Source organism: Roseobacter fucihabitans (assembly GCF_014337925.2).
In the GTDB taxonomy this organism is placed as follows: Bacteria; Pseudomonadota; Alphaproteobacteria; order Rhodobacterales; family Rhodobacteraceae; genus Roseobacter; species Roseobacter fucihabitans.
The window spans coordinates 823,708-840,199 of record NZ_CP143423.1 but is presented as its reverse complement, the minus strand read 5'-3'; the positions used below and the strand labels follow the sequence as shown (position 1 = coordinate 840,199).

The 16,492-nt window shown below is 58.8% G+C and carries 12 protein-coding genes and 1 riboswitch; of the genes, 1 reads left to right on the top strand and 11 read right to left on the bottom strand.

Features of this window, described 5'->3' with window-relative positions:
• From ROLI_RS04270 to ROLI_RS04245, 6 genes are all read right to left on the bottom strand, one after another.
• Window positions 1–924, bottom strand: coding sequence for a dihydroneopterin aldolase (locus ROLI_RS04270; protein WP_187431162.1), 924 nt, complete (start codon window positions 922–924; stop codon window positions 1–3).
• Between the two features lie 90 nt (window positions 925–1,014).
• Window positions 1,015–1,725, bottom strand: a complete 711-nt coding sequence (locus ROLI_RS04265; protein ID WP_262386585.1) for a cell wall hydrolase — start codon at window positions 1,723–1,725, stop codon at window positions 1,015–1,017.
• Window positions 1,726–1,793: 68 nt separating this feature from the next.
• Window positions 1,794–4,358: a putative PEP-binding protein gene (locus ROLI_RS04260; RefSeq protein WP_187431161.1), complete on the bottom strand. Its 2,565-nt coding sequence runs from the start codon at window positions 4,356–4,358 to the stop codon at window positions 1,794–1,796.
• 55 nt (window positions 4,359–4,413) lie between these two features.
• Window positions 4,414–6,705, bottom strand: coding sequence for a glycine--tRNA ligase subunit beta (gene glyS / locus ROLI_RS04255; protein WP_187431160.1), 2,292 nt, complete (start codon window positions 6,703–6,705; stop codon window positions 4,414–4,416).
• Window positions 6,705–7,226, bottom strand: a complete 522-nt coding sequence (locus ROLI_RS04250; RefSeq protein ID WP_187431159.1) for a DUF6446 family protein — start codon at window positions 7,224–7,226, stop codon at window positions 6,705–6,707. The genes glyS and ROLI_RS04250 overlap by 1 nt, the downstream gene beginning before the upstream one ends.
• Window positions 7,223–8,164 carry a glycine--tRNA ligase subunit alpha gene (locus ROLI_RS04245; protein ID WP_187431158.1) on the bottom strand — a complete coding sequence of 314 codons (942 nt, stop codon included), beginning with the start codon at window positions 8,162–8,164 and terminating at the stop codon, window positions 7,223–7,225. Before ROLI_RS04245 ends, ROLI_RS04250 begins: the two co-directional genes overlap by 4 nt.
• 159 nt (window positions 8,165–8,323) lie before the next feature.
• On the opposite strand from ROLI_RS04245, the gene ROLI_RS04240 reads away from it, so the two are divergent.
• Window positions 8,324–10,114 (top strand): serine protease, encoded by a 1,791-nt coding sequence (locus ROLI_RS04240; RefSeq protein ID WP_187431157.1) that lies wholly within the window; start codon window positions 8,324–8,326, stop codon window positions 10,112–10,114.
• Between the two features lie 236 nt (window positions 10,115–10,350).
• On the opposite strand, the gene ROLI_RS04235 is transcribed toward ROLI_RS04240, so the two are convergent.
• From ROLI_RS04235 to metZ, 5 genes are all read right to left on the bottom strand, one after another.
• Window positions 10,351–11,934, bottom strand: a complete 1,584-nt coding sequence (locus ROLI_RS04235) for a thiamine pyrophosphate-binding protein (RefSeq protein ID WP_187431156.1) — start codon at window positions 11,932–11,934, stop codon at window positions 10,351–10,353.
• 1 nt (window position 11,935) lies between these two features.
• On the bottom strand, window positions 11,936–13,426 hold the full coding sequence (locus ROLI_RS04230) for a TrkH family potassium uptake protein (RefSeq protein ID WP_262386584.1): 1,491 nt from the start codon (window positions 13,424–13,426) through the stop codon (window positions 11,936–11,938).
• Between the two features lie 17 nt (window positions 13,427–13,443).
• Window positions 13,444–13,683, bottom strand: a complete 240-nt coding sequence (locus ROLI_RS04225) for a hypothetical protein (RefSeq protein ID WP_187431155.1) — start codon at window positions 13,681–13,683, stop codon at window positions 13,444–13,446.
• Between the two features lie 160 nt (window positions 13,684–13,843).
• Window positions 13,844–14,947 (bottom strand): GTP cyclohydrolase FolE2, encoded by a 1,104-nt coding sequence (folE2, locus tag ROLI_RS04220; protein WP_187431154.1) that lies wholly within the window; start codon window positions 14,945–14,947, stop codon window positions 13,844–13,846.
• 152 nt (window positions 14,948–15,099) lie between these two features.
• Window positions 15,100–16,281 carry an O-succinylhomoserine sulfhydrylase gene (gene metZ / locus ROLI_RS04215; protein ID WP_187431153.1) on the bottom strand — a complete coding sequence of 394 codons (1,182 nt, stop codon included), beginning with the start codon at window positions 16,279–16,281 and terminating at the stop codon, window positions 15,100–15,102.
• A 60-nt stretch (window positions 16,282–16,341) separates the two neighbouring features.
• Window positions 16,342–16,418: riboswitch (SAM riboswitch) on the bottom strand.
• Window positions 16,419–16,492: the final 74 nt, after the last annotated feature.

Genomic DNA, 16,492 nt, shown 5'->3' with positions numbered 1-16,492 from the left:
TCAGAGCTTTTCGTCGTGAACCGACAAGACGCGCAGGGGGAGGGAAACATCCAGCGGACCCTCCGCGCCAATAACGCGCAACTCGCGGGCGTCACAGGTCTCGGCAAACCAGGCCGCCAGAGCAACCGCATCACGCGGCTGCGCCGAAGGGCCATCCACCGCATCCAGAACAATTTTCGACGGTGCCCAGACACAGGACTGCTCGTTTTTCATCGCCCAGTCGAGTTCTGTCCGCGTACTGACCACCACGCAGCGGTCGTCCCTGGAGGCCAGAACCCATGCATTTTGTTCAATCGCCAAAAGATCAATACGACGCTGCGCCATTTTATGCTGCGTTTGCGGGGCTGGCGTATCCGACGCCCCCACACAGAAAATGATCGGTTTCCCGGTCTCTTCGAGCTGGTCGATCCAGCTTTTCAGAAACGGGGATTTAATCGCCGCGTTGCTCAAATAAATCAGCTCCGGTCTGAGAGCGACACTATCGTCCGGCTCAGCAGAAACGCTGTGGCCTCGTGCCCGCACGATTTCCACGCCCAATGCACCCGGACCGCGATCAAGTTTTTCGATCCGTACGAAAGCGCGCATGGCTTGGGGCTGCAAGAGGATCCGCTCGGCCACGCGCTCTGCAAGGGTTTCCAACAGGTTCAGCCGTTCATCCGAAAGCTCCGCCGCAATAGCTTCCGTCACCTTGTCATAGCTTAGGATCCTGTCCACGTCGTCATCAATGACACCTGTCCAGGGCTGGACCTCGACCACCACATTGAAACAGATCCGCTGCGTGACACCGCGCTCTGCTTGAAACGCGCCGATCTCGACTTCAACTATGTGATCTCGCAGCGAAATCCGATCAAGCGGATCATCACCACCCGTCGCCTGAGAACGTTCGCTTGGATGCGAGAATGCCAGTTTTATTTCGGAATTCATGGTCTAGGGCCTTTTAACCTGTTGCCAGCAGCATAGCGATGCCCTTCGCCTTAAACAGCCCCCGATACGGCGCGCGAGGCACCGAAACCGTCAGTTGCTCGCCGTACGCCAGGTGTGGCGGTAAAATACATGCACCCCGATCGCCGCGGTCTTTGTGTAAACCTTGCTCCAGCGTGGCTTGACGGCGGTCGTGTGGTAATGCGTGGCACCCTCGGTCAGCTCCGGCGCAGCCCCATCCAAAGCCGCGCGCGCAACTTTCGACACACGCTCAAACGCTCTGGGTTCCGCGATAACTTCCTTGTGGCCGTCACATGTGTAAGTGAATTGGCATTGGTATTTTTTGCCAGTGCCCTGATGGATCACACCACAGGCTGAACTTGGAAAACGTTCTGACTCGACGCGGTTCAGGATCACTTCGGCGACAGCGAATTGTCCTTTTACGGTTTCGCCCCGCGCTTCGAAATACAGCGCCTCCGCCAGGCAACGCCACTCGTCGCCACCCTGTGGCAACGGTTGGCGATCCACCCAGGATTTGGAAAACTCCAGCTCTGCCGCTGACGCCTTGCCCTTTTGCTCGGCCGCAGATGAAATATCCCCCGCAACCTTGCTGTTTTCACGATCAGCTTGTCGTGCCAGACTGGCGTCAGCGACAAAAAAACTTAATGCCAACCCAATTGATAACGATAAAATCGTCTTGCTTAAAACACGCACGATTGCGGCCCCCAGATGAAAAAATCTTGACCGTGCTCTACCGAACAAAAAACTTTTCGTAAAGTTTACTGGTTTATGGATGGTTAACATCGGCAGGCAACCGCTCAACACGCTGAACGGGATTGCGCAACATATAGTGGGCTTCTAGTATAAAAACACTACATAACCGCCCCTATAGCCAGTTGTGCGGCAGCAAGTCGCGCCACCGGTACACGGAAGGGCGAGCAGGACACATAGTCGAATCCGGCGTCCCGGCAGAAGGCAATCGATTCGGGGTTGCCCCCGTGTTCGCCACATATCGACAATGTGACGCCAGGTTGCGCCGCGCGCCCGCGCTCTGCGCCGACCTTCAACAGCTCGCCAACGCCATCGGTATCAAGCACATGAAACGGGTCTTCGGGAAAGACACCCTGTTGCACGTAATCCGACATGAACCGCCCCGCATCATCACGCGACAACCCATAGGTCATTTGCGTCAGATCATTGGTCCCAAAGCTGAGGAAGGCGCAATGCGGCGCAATTTCTGCCGCCCTGAGGGCCGCACGCGGCGTTTCAACCATGACGCCGAGACGGTAATCGAATGCCTGATCCCTTTCCGTGCGCACGGCAGCGGCCACGGCATCAATGGATGTCTTGACCAATTCAACCTCGCGGCGCGCCGACACCAGCGGGATCATAATCTCGGGCACAACCGCCGTGCCCGTGCTGTTTACCTCGATGGTGGCCTCAAAGATCGCACGGGCCTGCATTTCATAGATCTCAGGCACCGTGACACCCAACCGCACGCCGCGAAGACCCAGCATCGGGTTATATTCGGACATGGCATCAATCCGCCGGGTGACATCAGACAGGGGCAAGTCAAGCGCTTCGGCCAATTCACGTTGCCCCACCCGGTCGCTTGGCAGGAATTCATGCAGCGGCGGATCAAACAGGCGAATGCACACGGGTTGCCCTTCCATGATCCGGAAAAGCTGCGTGAAATCCTCGCGCTGCATCGGCAACAACCGCTCCAGAACGGCACGTCTGTCCTCGGAGGTTTCGGCAAATATCATCTCGCGCATGACCGTTAAACGTCCGGCTTCAAAGAACATATGCTCGGTCCGGCACAATCCGATGCCCTGCGCGTTGAAATTACGCGCCGTCTGGGCATCCGCGGGTGTATCCGCATTGGCCCTGATCCCGATGTCACAAAATTCCGTGGCCCAATCCATCAGCTTCCGGAAACTTTCGTCAAGCGCTGCTTCGCGCATCTTGGGTGCCCCCGCCAGAACTTCACCGCTGGTGCCGTCCACGGTAATGACCTCGCCGGTCGTAAAGACACGGCCGTCCTTGGTGACCAGCTGGTTCTTGCTCAGGATGAACCGCATATTCGAGGCACCCACGACGCAGGGCAACCCGATCCCCCGCCCAATCACGGCGGCGTGGCTGGTGATGCCGCCCCGTTCGGTCAACACCGCATGGGCCGCATGCATGCCGCGAATGTCCTCAGGGGATGTTTCGCGCCGCACGAGGATGCACGGATCGCCCCGCGCCGCACTGGCTTGCGCTTCGGCGGCGGTGAAAACAATCTGACCGGTGGCCGCACCGGGGCTCGCCGCGATGCCGCGACCGATTATGTCCCGCTTTGCGTTCGGGCTGATCTGGCGGTGCAACAGTTCCGACAGGGTACGCGGCTGGATGCGCATCAAGGCTTCGGCACGTGAAATGATCTGATCATCTGCAAGCTGCACGGCAATACGCACGGCCGCTTGGCTCGAACGCGCAACACGCACGCCGTCCAGAATATGCAGCGCCCCGTTTTCGATGGCAAATTCGACCTGCATTTCTTCGCGCAGTTTCGCACGCATCAGCGCGGCATGAGCCTGGAGGTCTTGGAAAGCCTCCGGTGCAAGGTCTTCAAGCGATGCGCCGCGTGGATCGCGCCGCAGATAAAGCGCCGCAGCATCCCCTTCAAGCGCGTCGCGCCCCTGGCTCTGGCTCAGATAGCGCCCGGTGATCTGGGGCAGACCGGTATCCCCGTCCACCAGTTGCAACACACCCGAACCGCATTCCCCCTGTCCCAGACCCAGCGCCATTTCCTGCACCACAAGCCCCAGCCCGGCATCCGCCGGCGCGCCCTTGGCCTGACGTAAAAGCCGCGCCGAGGTCCCGTCCCAGGCCCGCGCCATGGATTTCAACACAGCGGCGAGTTGCGCGGAAGGGTCTGCGGGAAAGGGTTCTTCCAACTCGTTCTCATAGGCACGCAGAGCTTCGCGCAACCCTTCGCATCCCTCCCCATGCACATCCTCGAAAACATCCGGATCAAGGCGCGCCACATCCACCGCATAGGATTGCACAAACCGCGTATAAATCGCCCGCGCCGCCGTTTCTCCGAGCCGTTCCTTAAGCGCGGCAAACCGGACCTCATTCATCCCGATGTTCAAAATCGCACCCGGTCCGCCCCAATCGGGATCCTCCGAAGAGGGGCGCACACAAAGCAATGCACCATCGGGAAACTGTGACACGATCGCGCGGATATCGGGCAATTCGCCGCGCGCGATCCGCTTGACCGCGTCGAAGGACAGCGCGACCGTGCGCGGCACCGGCAATTCCAGACGCACCAGACGTTGCAGGCATTTTGCGCGACCACCGTGGGTTTCGGCGGTGATCGGCGCTTGGGCCGTTACAAGGGTCGTATCTGGGTTATTCTGCACTGCGGCACCTAAATTGTGTGGGTGCAGCATAGGGTGTAAACCTACGCTGACAAGTGCCTAGACATGATACCGGCATGCACCGGCATTACCCCTCGATGCGGCGCAGGTCAGCCACCGAGGTGCAGAGTTTGGTGATCTGGCTCAGCAAATTCAACCGGTTGCGCCGCACCGCGCCATTGTCCGAATTGACCTGAACCGTTTCGAAAAATGCATCCAGCGGTGTGCGCAGGGCGGCCAGCGCGGACATGGCCGTGGTGAAATCGAGGGCTTCCATCGCGGGTTTGATTGCGGCCTCGGCGCCCTCAAGGGCAGCAAAGAGAGCGCGCTCTTCTTCCGTCTCGGCGAATTTCACATCCGCACCGTAGGAGTATTCGACGCCATCCGCCTCTTCGGCCTGCGTCAGAATGTTATTGGCGCGTTTGAAAGCTTGCAGCAGGTTTTCACCGTCATCCGTCTTGAGCGTTTCCGACAAGGCGCGCGCGCGTTTGACCAGCAGGGCTAGATCATCATTGCCCGGCATGGCGATGCAGGCGTCGATGATGTCATGCCTGATACCTTGATCGCGCAGGTAGACTTTGAGGCGGTCGTGGAGGAAGGAGACAAGACCATCAGCGGCCATGCAGGGAACCAAGCCAATACATAAACTGGATCTATCCGGATCATTAATTTTCTCAGCATCTTGCCTAGTATCGCGCTCACTATCCGAGTTGGCCCAGAATAAATATTGTCCAACTTCAGTGCCACTTTCATACTTATCGGCAATCCACACTAGTTTTTTGGGAGACCCATCTGGCGAATAGATTTCTTCTTGTAGTTTCAAAACATGATTTTTCTGAGCCATTACATCATATTGACTGACAACAAGTAGATAAAATTTTTCTTGCAGAAAAATGTACAGATCATTGTCTAAGATTATCCGAATAACCCCCAAAGCCGCCCGCCGGAGCGCGTAAGGGTCCTTGCTTCCGGTGGGCTTTTCATCAATCGTCCAGAAGCCCGTCAGCTTGTCGATTTTCTCGGCCAGTGCGACGGCCACGGAGACCGGTGCGGTGGGCACATCATCTGACGGACCAAGCGGCGCGTAGTGTTCCTGCGCCGCTGCCGCAATAGCATCGGAACGACCTGAAGCTTTAATGTAATACCGCCCCATAAGCCCTTGAAGTTCTGGGAATTCATAGACCATTTCGGAGGATAAATCCGCCTTGGCCAGGCGCGCGGCCTCTTCGGCCTCGTCGGGGTCAGCACCGACAAGCGGGGCAAGCTCGCGGGACAGGACAGCAACACGTTCGATCAAATCGGCCTGACTACCGAGTTTGTTGTGAAAGGTCACGTTTTCAAGAGCTTTAAGCCAGACGCTCATGTCGCTCTGCGCAATCCGCAGGTCATTGTCCCAGAAGAACTTCGCATCCGCCAGCCGTGCGGACAGGACCTTTTCATTGCCCGCCAGAATCGTCGCCCCATGATCCGCAGTTTCGGTATTGGCGACCGTGATGAAACCCTCAATGCGGCCCGTCTTGGGGTTGCGCACGGAAAAGAACTTCTGGTGCTCTTTCATCGAGGTTTGCAAAACTTCGGACGGCAGGCCGAGGAAATCCTCGCCGATCTTGCCCATCAAGACCACCGGCCATTCGACAAGCCCCGCGACTTCGGCCAGCAGGCCCGCGTCCTCGACCACCTCCAACCCATTGGCAAAGGCCGTGTTGGTGGCGTCATGCCAGATCGATTGCTCCCGCTCCGCCGGATCGAGCACCACAGAGGCGCGTTTGAGCTTGGCGGCGTAATCCTCAAAAGAGGCCACGGCGAAGCGTTTGGGCGCAAGGAAGCGGTGGCCCGCAGTCGTGTCCGAGGTCAAGATACCATCGACATTAAGCGGCACGATGTCATGCCCAGCCTCATCGCTCAGAATGCACAGGATCGAGTGCAAGGGGCGCACCCAGCGCAGGGTCCCCGCGCCCCAACGCATGGATTTCGGCCAGGGGAAATTGCGGATCGTAGCCTCCAGAACCTCGGCGATGATCTCGGAGGCTGGGCGACCAGGCTTTTCGATCCGCGCAAAAAGCACCGCGCCTTTGGGCGTGTCGCGTTCTTCCAATTGATCACGGGTGAGGCCAGCACCGCGCAGAAACCCGTCGATGGCCTTGTTCGGCGCATCGGCGCGCGGGCCTTTGCGCTCCTCAACGGTGGTAGGGCTGGCGGCCAGCACCCCGTCCAGCGTGAGGGTCAAACGGCGCGGGGTCGAAAATTCCGCCGCCGAGGCATAGGTCAGACCGGCCTCGACCAGACCATCCGTGATCCGCTTTTTCAGATCCTGCGCGGCGCGGCGTTGCATGCGCGCGGGGATTTCTTCGGAAAAGAGTTCGATCAGCAGATCAGGCATCAGTTTTCATCCAGTCTCGGGCATTCCTCGCCCACAATCGTTCCGTCATAGGCTTTTTCACCGCAATCGTTGAGTTCGTGCCAGATGTAGCCGCGCCCATCCTGGGTGATCGCCACGATGCGGTCGACGCCGAAATCCACGTTTTTCTGGCCCAGGAACGCCGCGGCCTGTCCGGAAGCGAGATCTTGCGCGATGGCCTCTGCGTCAAAGCAGTCAAACCAGTTTGGGGCGTTGCGCGGGGTGGCGCGTTCAAGGCTGACGTAAGCGGCGCTCAGCACGGCAAGGCTCAGGGGGGTCTCGAAACAGGCGCGGAAGCGGATGGGCGAACTGTCGGCGTCAATCGCCTGAATAGCCCGAGTTTCAATCGTCTCGGATTGGTCGGATGTCAGCGACACCAACTGGACTTCAGGCAGCGCCGATGTGGCTTCGCGGTAGAAGCCGTAGACCTGCAGATAATAGAGCGCAGCACCCGCAAAGAGCGCGCAGGACAGGATCACAATGCCGACGATTTTGCCGTTCATGTCGCAGCATCCGGGGTCCAGCCCCCAGCACGGGTTTGCACAAACGCATCCGCGCAGAGTTTCGCCAGGCCGCGCACCCGCCCGATGTAGGCCTGCCGTTCGGTCACGGAGATCACGCCGCGCGCATCCAGCAGGTTGAAAATGTGGCTTGCCTTGATGCATTGATCATAGGCCGGATGCGCCATGACGATCCGCTTGCCGGTTTTGGGGTCATCGTGCGGGGCATCGAGAATTTCGCGGCAATGGGTTTCGGCCTCCACGAAATGGCGCAGCAGCACGTCCGTATCAGCCGTGTCGAAATTCCATCGCGCGTATTCCTCTTCGGTCTGTTTGAAAATATCGCCGTAACTCAGGGCGATCGGCGTTTGCGGATCATTGAACGGCATGTCCATCACGTGATCGACGCCGAGGATATACATCGCCAGCCGTTCCAGACCATAGGTCAATTCGCCCGAAACCGGGTGGCAATCATGCCCGCCAACCTGTTGGAAATAGGTAAACTGGCTGACTTCCATACCGTCACACCAGACTTCCCAGCCCAGCCCCCAGGCACCGAGCGTCGGGCTTTCCCAGTCATCCTCGACAAAGCGGATGTCATGCAGGGCCATATCCACGCCGATGGCGCGCAGGGATCCAAGATAGAGATCCTGAAGATCGGGCGGGCTGGGTTTGATCAGCACCTGAAACTGGTAATAATGCTGCAAGCGGTTGGGGTTTTCGCCGTAGCGCCCATCGGTCGGGCGGCGCGAGGGTTGCACATAGGCCGCAGCCCAGGGTTGCGGTCCCAGCGAGCGCAGGGTGGTTGCAGGGTGAAACGTCCCGGCGCCGACCTCCATGTCATAGGGCTGCAGCACAGCGCAGCCCTGATTGGCCCAGTAAGACTGGAGCCTCAGGATGATGTCCTGAAAGGATTTCGGGGGAGATATAATATCCGACATTGGGGCCGCCTCGGCTGCTCTTGCGCGCCTTTCCTACGTGGGTGTGTGGGAGGCGTCAATTGCGCAGCGCGCGATAATTCCGGCCAATGCCTTATGGTCACCACGCTCATTTCCTGATTAATAGTGTCGAAGAAAATTTGGTTCGGAGTCAATCTTGGCATGATACGGTTATTTGTGGTTTTTGTTGCGGTTTTTATGAGCGTTGTGCAGGTTGCGCGCGCGCAGTCATCAGATCAGACGGTTTGGATACAAATCGAAGCTCAGCCAAACCTGCAAGACGGGTTGGAACGCGCCCGCGCCTATGCCCGCACCTTGGCCGATGTGAACGGTTTTGCGCTTGGCGGGGACTGGTTTGGGATCGTTCTGGGACCCTATACGGCGGCGGACGCTGAGCAGGTTTTGCGTCTTTACCGCAGCGATGGGCGCATCCCGCGCGACAGCTTCATTGCCCAAAGCACCGCGTTTTCGGGCCGATTTTTTCCCCCAGACACCGAAACCTTGCCGCGTGACGTACAACCCCTGGCCACTGTGGACAGCCCGGAACCCCTGGCACCGGTGATTTCCGACAGCGCGCGCGACATCACCCTTGGCGGCCTTTCCCAACCTGCGCAAGGAAACACCGCAGGGCCGGATGAAACACCCGCAGAGGCCCGAAACAACGAGCGCAATCTGACGCCAGCCGAACGGCGCCAAATCCAGACTGCGCTGCAATGGGCCGGGTATTATAGCGCGACCATCGACGGCGCATTCGGACGTGGCACGCGCAATTCCATGACCGCCTGGCAGCAGGCCAAGGGCTTTGAGGCGACGGGCATTTTGACCACATCCCAGCGCGCCATTCTGTTGCAGAAGTATAACGCCGTATTGGAAGGTCTGGAGCTGCGCCGGGTCACGGATAATGCGACAGGGATCGAGATTTTGATCCCGACGGGCAGGCTGGCGTTTCAGCGGTATCAGGCCCCCTTTGCCCTCTTCACCGCCGGTGATGAAAGCAAAGCACAAGCCTTGCTGATCAGCCAGGAAGGCAATCGGGACACGCTCAATAGCCTCTATGAGATCATGCAGACGCTGGCAATTGTGCCGCTTGACGGTCCGCGCAGCCTGACACCAACCGGGTTTTCCATCACCGGGCGCAACGCGGAAATCACCAGCGAAACGCGGGTGTCCCTGAGCAACGGGCAGATCAAGGGTTTCACGCTGGTCTGGCCCGCAGGGGAGGAAGAGCGCCGCACCAGGCTCCTGGCCGAAATGCAGGCGAGTTTCACGCGCCTGCCGGGCGTGCTTGACCCAGCGGCGGGTGTTGAGGCGCAACAGCAGGTGGACCTGATTGCCGGATTGCAGGTCCGCAAGCCCCGCATTTCGCGCTCTGGCTTCTTTGTGGATCAGAACGGGTCTGTCGCCACGACCGCTGAAGCGGTTCAGGCGTGCACGCGCATCACGCTGGATGAAGAGTTCGAGGCGGATATCAGCACGCTCGACGCCGGGCTGGGGATCGCGATCCTGACGCCATCGGCAAAGCTCTCCCCGCCTCAGATTGCACGTTTTGCGGATATTTCGCCGCGCCTTGCTTCCGACGTGGCCGTTGCGGGTTATTCATATGAGGGGATTCTTGAGGCCCCGACCATGACGTTTGGCACCTTGTCGGATCTGCGTGGATTGCAGGGGGAAAACAACCTGAACCGGTTGGCGCTGGATTCTCTGCCCGGCGATGCCGGCGGGCCGGTGTTTGACGATGCGGGCAATGTATTTGGCATGCTGTTGCCGCGCGGTGGTGCCGAGCGCAAGCTGCCACAGGAGGTGACGTTTGCCTTGGCGGGCGAGGCGATACTTGCCACCATGCAACGTGCCGGGCTGGCAGGTGCGCGCACGCAGCGCACCGAGGCCATGCCCCCCGAAGACATCACGCGGCAGGCGCGGGCCATGACAGTATTGGTCAGTTGCTGGGAATAACTGTCCCGCGCGCTTGTCTTGGAAGCCCGCGAGGCGGCCCCCGGCCTTATGCAGAGCCGCGCCTCTCGCCGCACTTTGCCGAAAACCGTGGACCGGATGGGTTAAAACCTAAGGGTTTTTTTGATCCCTGCACAGGCTCCAGATCCTTGGCAATGGGCTTGGGGCTTGGCTGTTCACAAGGCCAAAGGGGGGGGTGCCCGCACGGACCATCACAAGCCCGCTCAACACATCACCCATCACCCCGTGATATCCGGCGTGACATAAATCAACGTCGGTCCATCCGCATGAAACGCTTGTTGGACACTCGCTTGCAGCGCTTCCAGCGTCTTTGGGGATTGCGTCAACGCGCCAAAGGCCTCGGCCAGTTTGCAAAAATCCGGGTTGCGCGCGATGACCGCATTTGGGGCAATCTGGGCGCGCACCATGCTGTCCTCGATCTCCTTGAGCTTGCCATTGTCCCAAAGGATGATCGGCAGGCTCAGACCCAACTCGACCGCCACGCCTAATTCCTGCATGGTATAGTGGAACCCGTAATCCCCGATGATCGCCATCGTTGGTTTGCCCCGCCGCGCCATCGCCCCGCCAATGGCCGCCGGCGTCGCATACCCCAAGGTCCCAAAGCCGCAAGGGTGGTGCCAATGGCCGGGACGGTCCATGTCCCAGATAATTTTGGCAGTATAGGCGATCTGTGTCATGTCAGAATAGATCATCGTACCGCGCGGTACAGCCGCGCGCAGCGCATCACAAACCGCCCCGATCCCCGGATAGGCCGCGTCGATTTCCGCGCGCCCACGTGCGCGTGCCTGTGCGACCTCCTGTGTTTGCCACGCGCTCACCGGGGCATGCCCCACCAATGCGGCATTCACAGCCGCCAGCCAGGCGGCGGCATCGGCGAGGTGTTTGTGATCCCCCGCCTTTGCACGGCTCAGGACGGCAGGGTCCAAATTGACGTGGATGGCCGGGGCATCGTGACCCAATTCAGCGCGATAGTGATCCACCTCCGCCAGATCGGTCCCGACACAGATCACCAGATCGGCCTTGCGCAACTCCGCGACTGCCGCGTCGGTGCCCAGCATCGCGCCATAACATAAGGGATCATCCAGCGCGGCGATCCCACTTCCGGCGTAGGTCACATAGGAGGCCGCGCGCAACCGCTCCAGCAATGCGCGGGCCTGCTCCGAGGCCCTCACCGCCCCACCGCCCAGGACAAACAGCGCCCGTTTGGAGGTTTTCAACCTGGCCACCGCCTCGGCCACATCCTCAGCCCGCACGCCAACGCCACGTGGTGGGGCCGACATCAAGGGCGCAGGCTCGGCCAAAGCCTCAAGACAGGCAATCGGCACCTGAATATGTTTGGGCAGTGGGCTTTGCGTTTGAAATTCCGTGAAGGCCCGGTCGACCAGCGCATAGGCGGCCTGCGCTGTTCTCGCTTCCAAGGACCAGTCGCAAACCGTGTCAGCCGCTGCACGCTGATCTTTCATCTGATGCAATTGGCCTTTCTGGGCGGCGGTTTCATCCAGACAAGAGGATATCACCAGCAAGGGGACGGAATCCGAATAGGCCTGCCCCATCGGCGTCATGATATTGCACAGCCCCGGCCCGGTGATCACATAGGCCACGCCGGGTTTGCCCGTCGCGCGCGCATAGCCATCGGCCATGAACCCCGCACCCTGTTCGTGACGCGCCAGCACATGGGTGATGCCCGCCTCTTCGATGCCGCGGTACATTTCCTGATTATGCACGCCTGGAATGCCAAAGATCACATCGACACCGCGATCTTTCAGCATGTGAGATATCTGTGCACCCAAGGGGCGTTGCATATCAGTTTCTCCAGAATTGGACGGTCAGGATGGCGTAAACCGCCAGAAGTTCGAGCCGTCCCAGTAACATCCCCGCCGACAGCAGCCATTTCGCAGTATCATTGAGGCCGGAAAAATTACCCGCCGGTCCGATTTCCGGTCCCAGTCCCGGACCCACATTGGACAGCGCCGTCGCCGCCCCCGACAACGAGGTGATGAAGTCGAGGCCCGTCAGGCTCAGCGCCACGGCCAGAAGGCCAAGCGTCACGATGAAGAACATGAAGAAGGAGATCACCGAGGACAGGACATCCTCGCCCACGGGACGTTTGTCATAGCGCACCACGAAGACGCCATTGGGTGAGCGGATCCGGCGCAATTGCATCTTGATCGAGGCAAAAAGCAGCTGATACCGGAAAATTTTGATTGAGCAGGTGGTCGAGCCCGCACAGCCGCCAATCAACCCCATGAAAAAGAACATGGAAATCAAAAAGGGACCCCACAACATGTAATCCGTTGAGGCATAGCCCGTGCCTGTCATGATCGAGGTGACATTGAACAGAGCCTCGCGGATGGACTGCGCCCGGTCCAGCGGGAAAAGCTGGGTCAAAGCCAGCGATACCACCAGCGTGATGACCAGCAAAGTGATGATAAAAACCCTGACCTGGCTGTCCTGCCAGAGCGGTTTATGTTGCCCGTTGAGCAATTGGACATATCGCACGAACGGCAGCGCAGAAAGGATCATGAAAAGCGTCGCGGCGATTTCTATGTTGCCTTTGAAGACCCCGAAGGAATCGTCATAATTGGCAAAACCACCCGTCGAAACCGTGGTCAAAGCATGCACGGTCGCATCAAAGGCATCCATGCCCAAGGCCAGGTAACTCAGCGCGCAGACCATGGTGAGCCCGAGATAGATGCTGGAAATCTGGCTGGCGATCTGCCCGGCGCGCGGCAGGATTTTGCCCATGGTATCAAAACCCTCGGAGCGGAATATCTGCATCCCGCCGACCTTGAGTTCCGGCAAAAACACCATGGCAACAACAATGATACCGATGCCGCCCAGCCATTGCAGGATGCCCCGCCACAAGAGTAACCCTTTGGGCAGGTCCTGAAGCCCCGAAAACACCGTGGAGCCCGTGGTCGTCAGCCCGGACATCGCCTCGAAAAACGCATCGACAAACCGCGCTTCGGTTTCGCCGAACATAAACGGCAAGGCCCCGAACAGCGGCAGGGCAAGCCAGACGCCGGTGGTCAGCAGGAAGGTTTGCTGGATCGTCAGGCCTTCTTTGACACCGTTTGCACAGGCCAGCGAAATCAACCCCCCCGCCAGCACCGTGATGACCGCGGATTGGATGAAGACCGGCCAATGACCGCGCCCCTCTGCGATATCCACCAACATCGGCAGCAACATGGCCGCTCCCAGAACGGCCACCAGCAATCCGATCACATATCCAACGGGGCGCAGGTCCAACATGGGTGCAGGCTTGGCGTTGCGCCGTGCCGGTGTCAAGCGCATGCAGGGGGTGGATTGGATCAGGAGTAATAGAGATCCTGAAAAACATGGTGCACGATATCATCGCGCTTGATGTTCAGCGCCGCCAGTTGCGCATCGGATTTATCATGCAACGCCTTGAATTGCTGCGCGCGTTTTGCCTGCGCACTTGACGCCATCAGCGCTCGGGTCAGGGAAACGAAAAAACCGCCCAAGGCGGAGGTCAGAGCATAAAATACGCGCGCAACGCCATTTTCACGTTCAATCAGTTGGTAAGCCATCGAAAATTCTCACTTTTGTTCGGGTTCCCCTCCCCCGGATCGATATAGTTGGAAAGCGGCGGTATGAGAATTGCGCATTGTGCATAGCCGCTATCGCTTTGGCTTGATACGAAAAAACGCACCCCGCCGGGACGCGTTTGATCCGAGATGTCACCGTTGGTTATCCGACGTGAAACAACGTGTTGAACAATTTCGGATCAAGGCTCTCGGCCGCGAAGGTTTCGCCTTCCACCAAGACGCTGACGGCATCATGGCTGTGCAGGCTTTCTTGATGGCTGGCAATCACACGGAAATCACCAACACGTACATCCGCTTGTAATTGCTCACAAAACAGGCGCGCTGCGTCTTCGACAAAAATCGGGTTGGCCGCGTTCAATTCGGCAAAAGCCTGTTCGTCTTCGCGTTTGACCATGACCTGCGTCTCGGTCGGGACCGCGCGCCGGCAGGCCTCAATCAGGTCCTCAAACCACAAACAGCCCGCATCATCGTCAATTTCCACCGACACCCGCGCAACTGAGCGTTGCGAATGCGGTGTGGCCAATTGTCCACGGGTCGCGCGCGCATGTTCAGAGAGTTCCAGTGAGCACGGGCAGGTTGAGGAGTAAACATAATCAAGATGCATGATCTTTTTGCGCACACCGCCGGTTTCGACCAGTTCCAACGCAATATCGTAATACTGATACCCCGACAGGCCCGAACGCAGGCTATCGACCTTCATTGGGAAGCTGAACCGCATCTGGATGCGGGCATCGAAGCTTTCCAGATCGCTGATGTAATCATCCAGCGCCGCCTCGATCACCTCAAAACTAAAGGTCGCCTCGGCATGCTTGTAAAACGAGCGCATGATCCGCGACATGTTGATGCCTTTTTTATCGGCCTCAAGGCTAACGGAGCCCGTCACGGAGGTCTCCAGCATCAGCTCACCATTGTCACGCGTGCGAAACCGGATGGGCAGGCGGAAGTTGGAAATGCCAACATGCTGGATCTGCTGGCGCGCGCCCCGGATCAGGCTGGACGGCCCGTTCTGCAAATCGGGGAGCGTTGATTTATACCCCTCGTCGGTCTCGAATCCTTCGGGATATTCGCGCGAAAACGCCGGGTAGTCGGCCATATCCCCGCCCGGCACCAGACGCGCCACGGAAGGGTCCAATTCCAAAATTTCCGTTGCCGTCGCGCCTTTTGCCCATTTGCGCAAAAGGGTCAGGGCCGCTTCGGCCTCTTCGCGCTCGGGTGCCGCATCAAGGATGGGTGTGTGGATGTTCATCGCTATGTCCCTCATGATGGTGTCTGTGACAGAAGGTAGACCTTCAGCGCCCGTTTACCAACTCTCCTCACAGATACGTCAGATGATGCCAACAGGATCATAAAACCTCGAAAATCTGGTAGAGAAAAATTCCACACACCCCATCACAAGCATCAAACCGACTTCAGCGCACGCAAAATATCTTCAATCAGATCGGTCGCATCTTCAATGCCCACGCTGATCCGCACAAGACCATCCGTGATGCCCAAGGCATCTTTTTGATCCTGCGGCAGGCGTTGATGCGTCGTGGTCGCCGGATGAGTCATGATCGTTTTTGCATCCCCGAGGTTGTTGGAAATCACGCCAATTTCGATCGCGTTCAGGAAGCGAAAGGCGGCCTGCTTTCCCCCTTTCAGTTCGATGGACAGAACGGTTCCCCCCTGCCCCATCTGGCGCTGCACCAGCGCGTGTTGGGGGTGGCTGGCGTGGCCGGGATAGATCACCTTTGACACGTTGACATGCCCCTGAAGCGCCTGCGCGATGGCGGTGGCATTGGACGTTTGCGCCCGCACGCGCAAATCCATCGTCTCCAACCCCTTGAGCATGACCCAGGCGGTGAACGGGCTCATCGAGCCGCCGGTGTGTTTCATATAAGGTTCAACGGTTTTGCGGATGTAATCACGGGTGCCCAGGATCACCCCGCCCAGCGCGCGCCCCTGTCCGTCGATATGTTTGGTTGCGGAATAGATCACCACATCCGCCCCCTGCGATATGGCCTTGGACCAGACCGGCGTGGCAAAGACGTTGTCCACGACGACTTTGGCCCCCTTAGCATGCGCGAGGGCTGAGACGCCTTCGATATCAACGGCTTGCAATGTCGGATTGGACAGGGATTCAAAGAACACAAGCGTGGTGTCATCGGTTATCGCCGCCGCCCAGGCGGCAAGTTCCGCGCCATCCACAAACGTCACCCGGACCCCGAAACGCGTCAGGATTTCCTCGAGTACATAAAGGCATGACCCAAACAGTGCGCGGGCAGAAACCACATGGTCCCCGGCTTTGAGCATGGAGGTCAAAGCGCCCGAAACCGCCGCCATGCCAGAGGCGGTGGCAAAGGCATCCTCCGCCCCCTCAAGGGCCGCGATGCGGTCTTCGAACATCGCCACAGTGGGGTTGCCATAACGCGCATAGATGAACTCATCCGGACCGGCCTCAATAAAGCGCGCCTCGGCATCCTCAGCCGTGTCATAGACAAAGCCCTGCGTCAGGAATATCGCCTCAGATACCTCGCCATATTGGCTCCGGCGTGTGCCTGCGTGGACGGCTTTGGTGCGTGGCTTCAAATCCCGTGTCATCTTCTCACTCTCCAGCCCCATCGGGCACAAAAAAACCCCAGACGCGGTCAACGCGACGGGGTTCCCTCATCGGTGACCTTTTAGCGGAATGTTTAAAGTGGCCCGCAATCCGGTAACAAATCGCCACTGCGGTATCGTTAGGACAAAGGCTGTTGCGCGTCAACACCGTCACGGTGGTGTAACATTAATTTCACCGCACTGTCTTAGGCAT

Bases quoted from the DNA above. Each gene is read 5' to 3' on its own strand.
- ROLI_RS04270 (WP_187431162.1), bottom strand. From the start codon at position 924: ATGAATTCCGAAATAAAACTGGCATTCTCGCATCCAAGCGAACGTTCT.
- ROLI_RS04265 (WP_262386585.1), bottom strand. From the start codon at position 1,725: ATGTTAACCATCCATAAACCAGTAAACTTTACGAAAAGTTTTTTGTTC.
- ROLI_RS04260 (WP_187431161.1), bottom strand. From the start codon at position 4,358: ATGCTGCACCCACACAATTTAGGTGCCGCAGTGCAGAATAACCCAGAT.
- glyS (WP_187431160.1), bottom strand. From the start codon at position 6,705: ATGCCTGATCTGCTGATCGAACTCTTTTCCGAAGAAATCCCCGCGCGC.
- ROLI_RS04250 (WP_187431159.1), bottom strand. From the start codon at position 7,226: ATGAACGGCAAAATCGTCGGCATTGTGATCCTGTCCTGCGCGCTCTTT.
- ROLI_RS04245 (WP_187431158.1), bottom strand. From the start codon at position 8,164: ATGTCGGATATTATATCTCCCCCGAAATCCTTTCAGGACATCATCCTG.
- ROLI_RS04240 (WP_187431157.1), top strand. From the start codon at position 8,324: ATGATACGGTTATTTGTGGTTTTTGTTGCGGTTTTTATGAGCGTTGTG.
- ROLI_RS04235 (WP_187431156.1), bottom strand. From the start codon at position 11,934: ATGCAACGCCCCTTGGGTGCACAGATATCTCACATGCTGAAAGATCGC.
- ROLI_RS04230 (WP_262386584.1), bottom strand. From the start codon at position 13,426: ATGCGCTTGACACCGGCACGGCGCAACGCCAAGCCTGCACCCATGTTG.
- ROLI_RS04225 (WP_187431155.1), bottom strand. From the start codon at position 13,683: ATGGCTTACCAACTGATTGAACGTGAAAATGGCGTTGCGCGCGTATTT.
- folE2 (WP_187431154.1), bottom strand. From the start codon at position 14,947: ATGAACATCCACACACCCATCCTTGATGCGGCACCCGAGCGCGAAGAG.
- metZ (WP_187431153.1), bottom strand. From the start codon at position 16,281: ATGACACGGGATTTGAAGCCACGCACCAAAGCCGTCCACGCAGGCACA.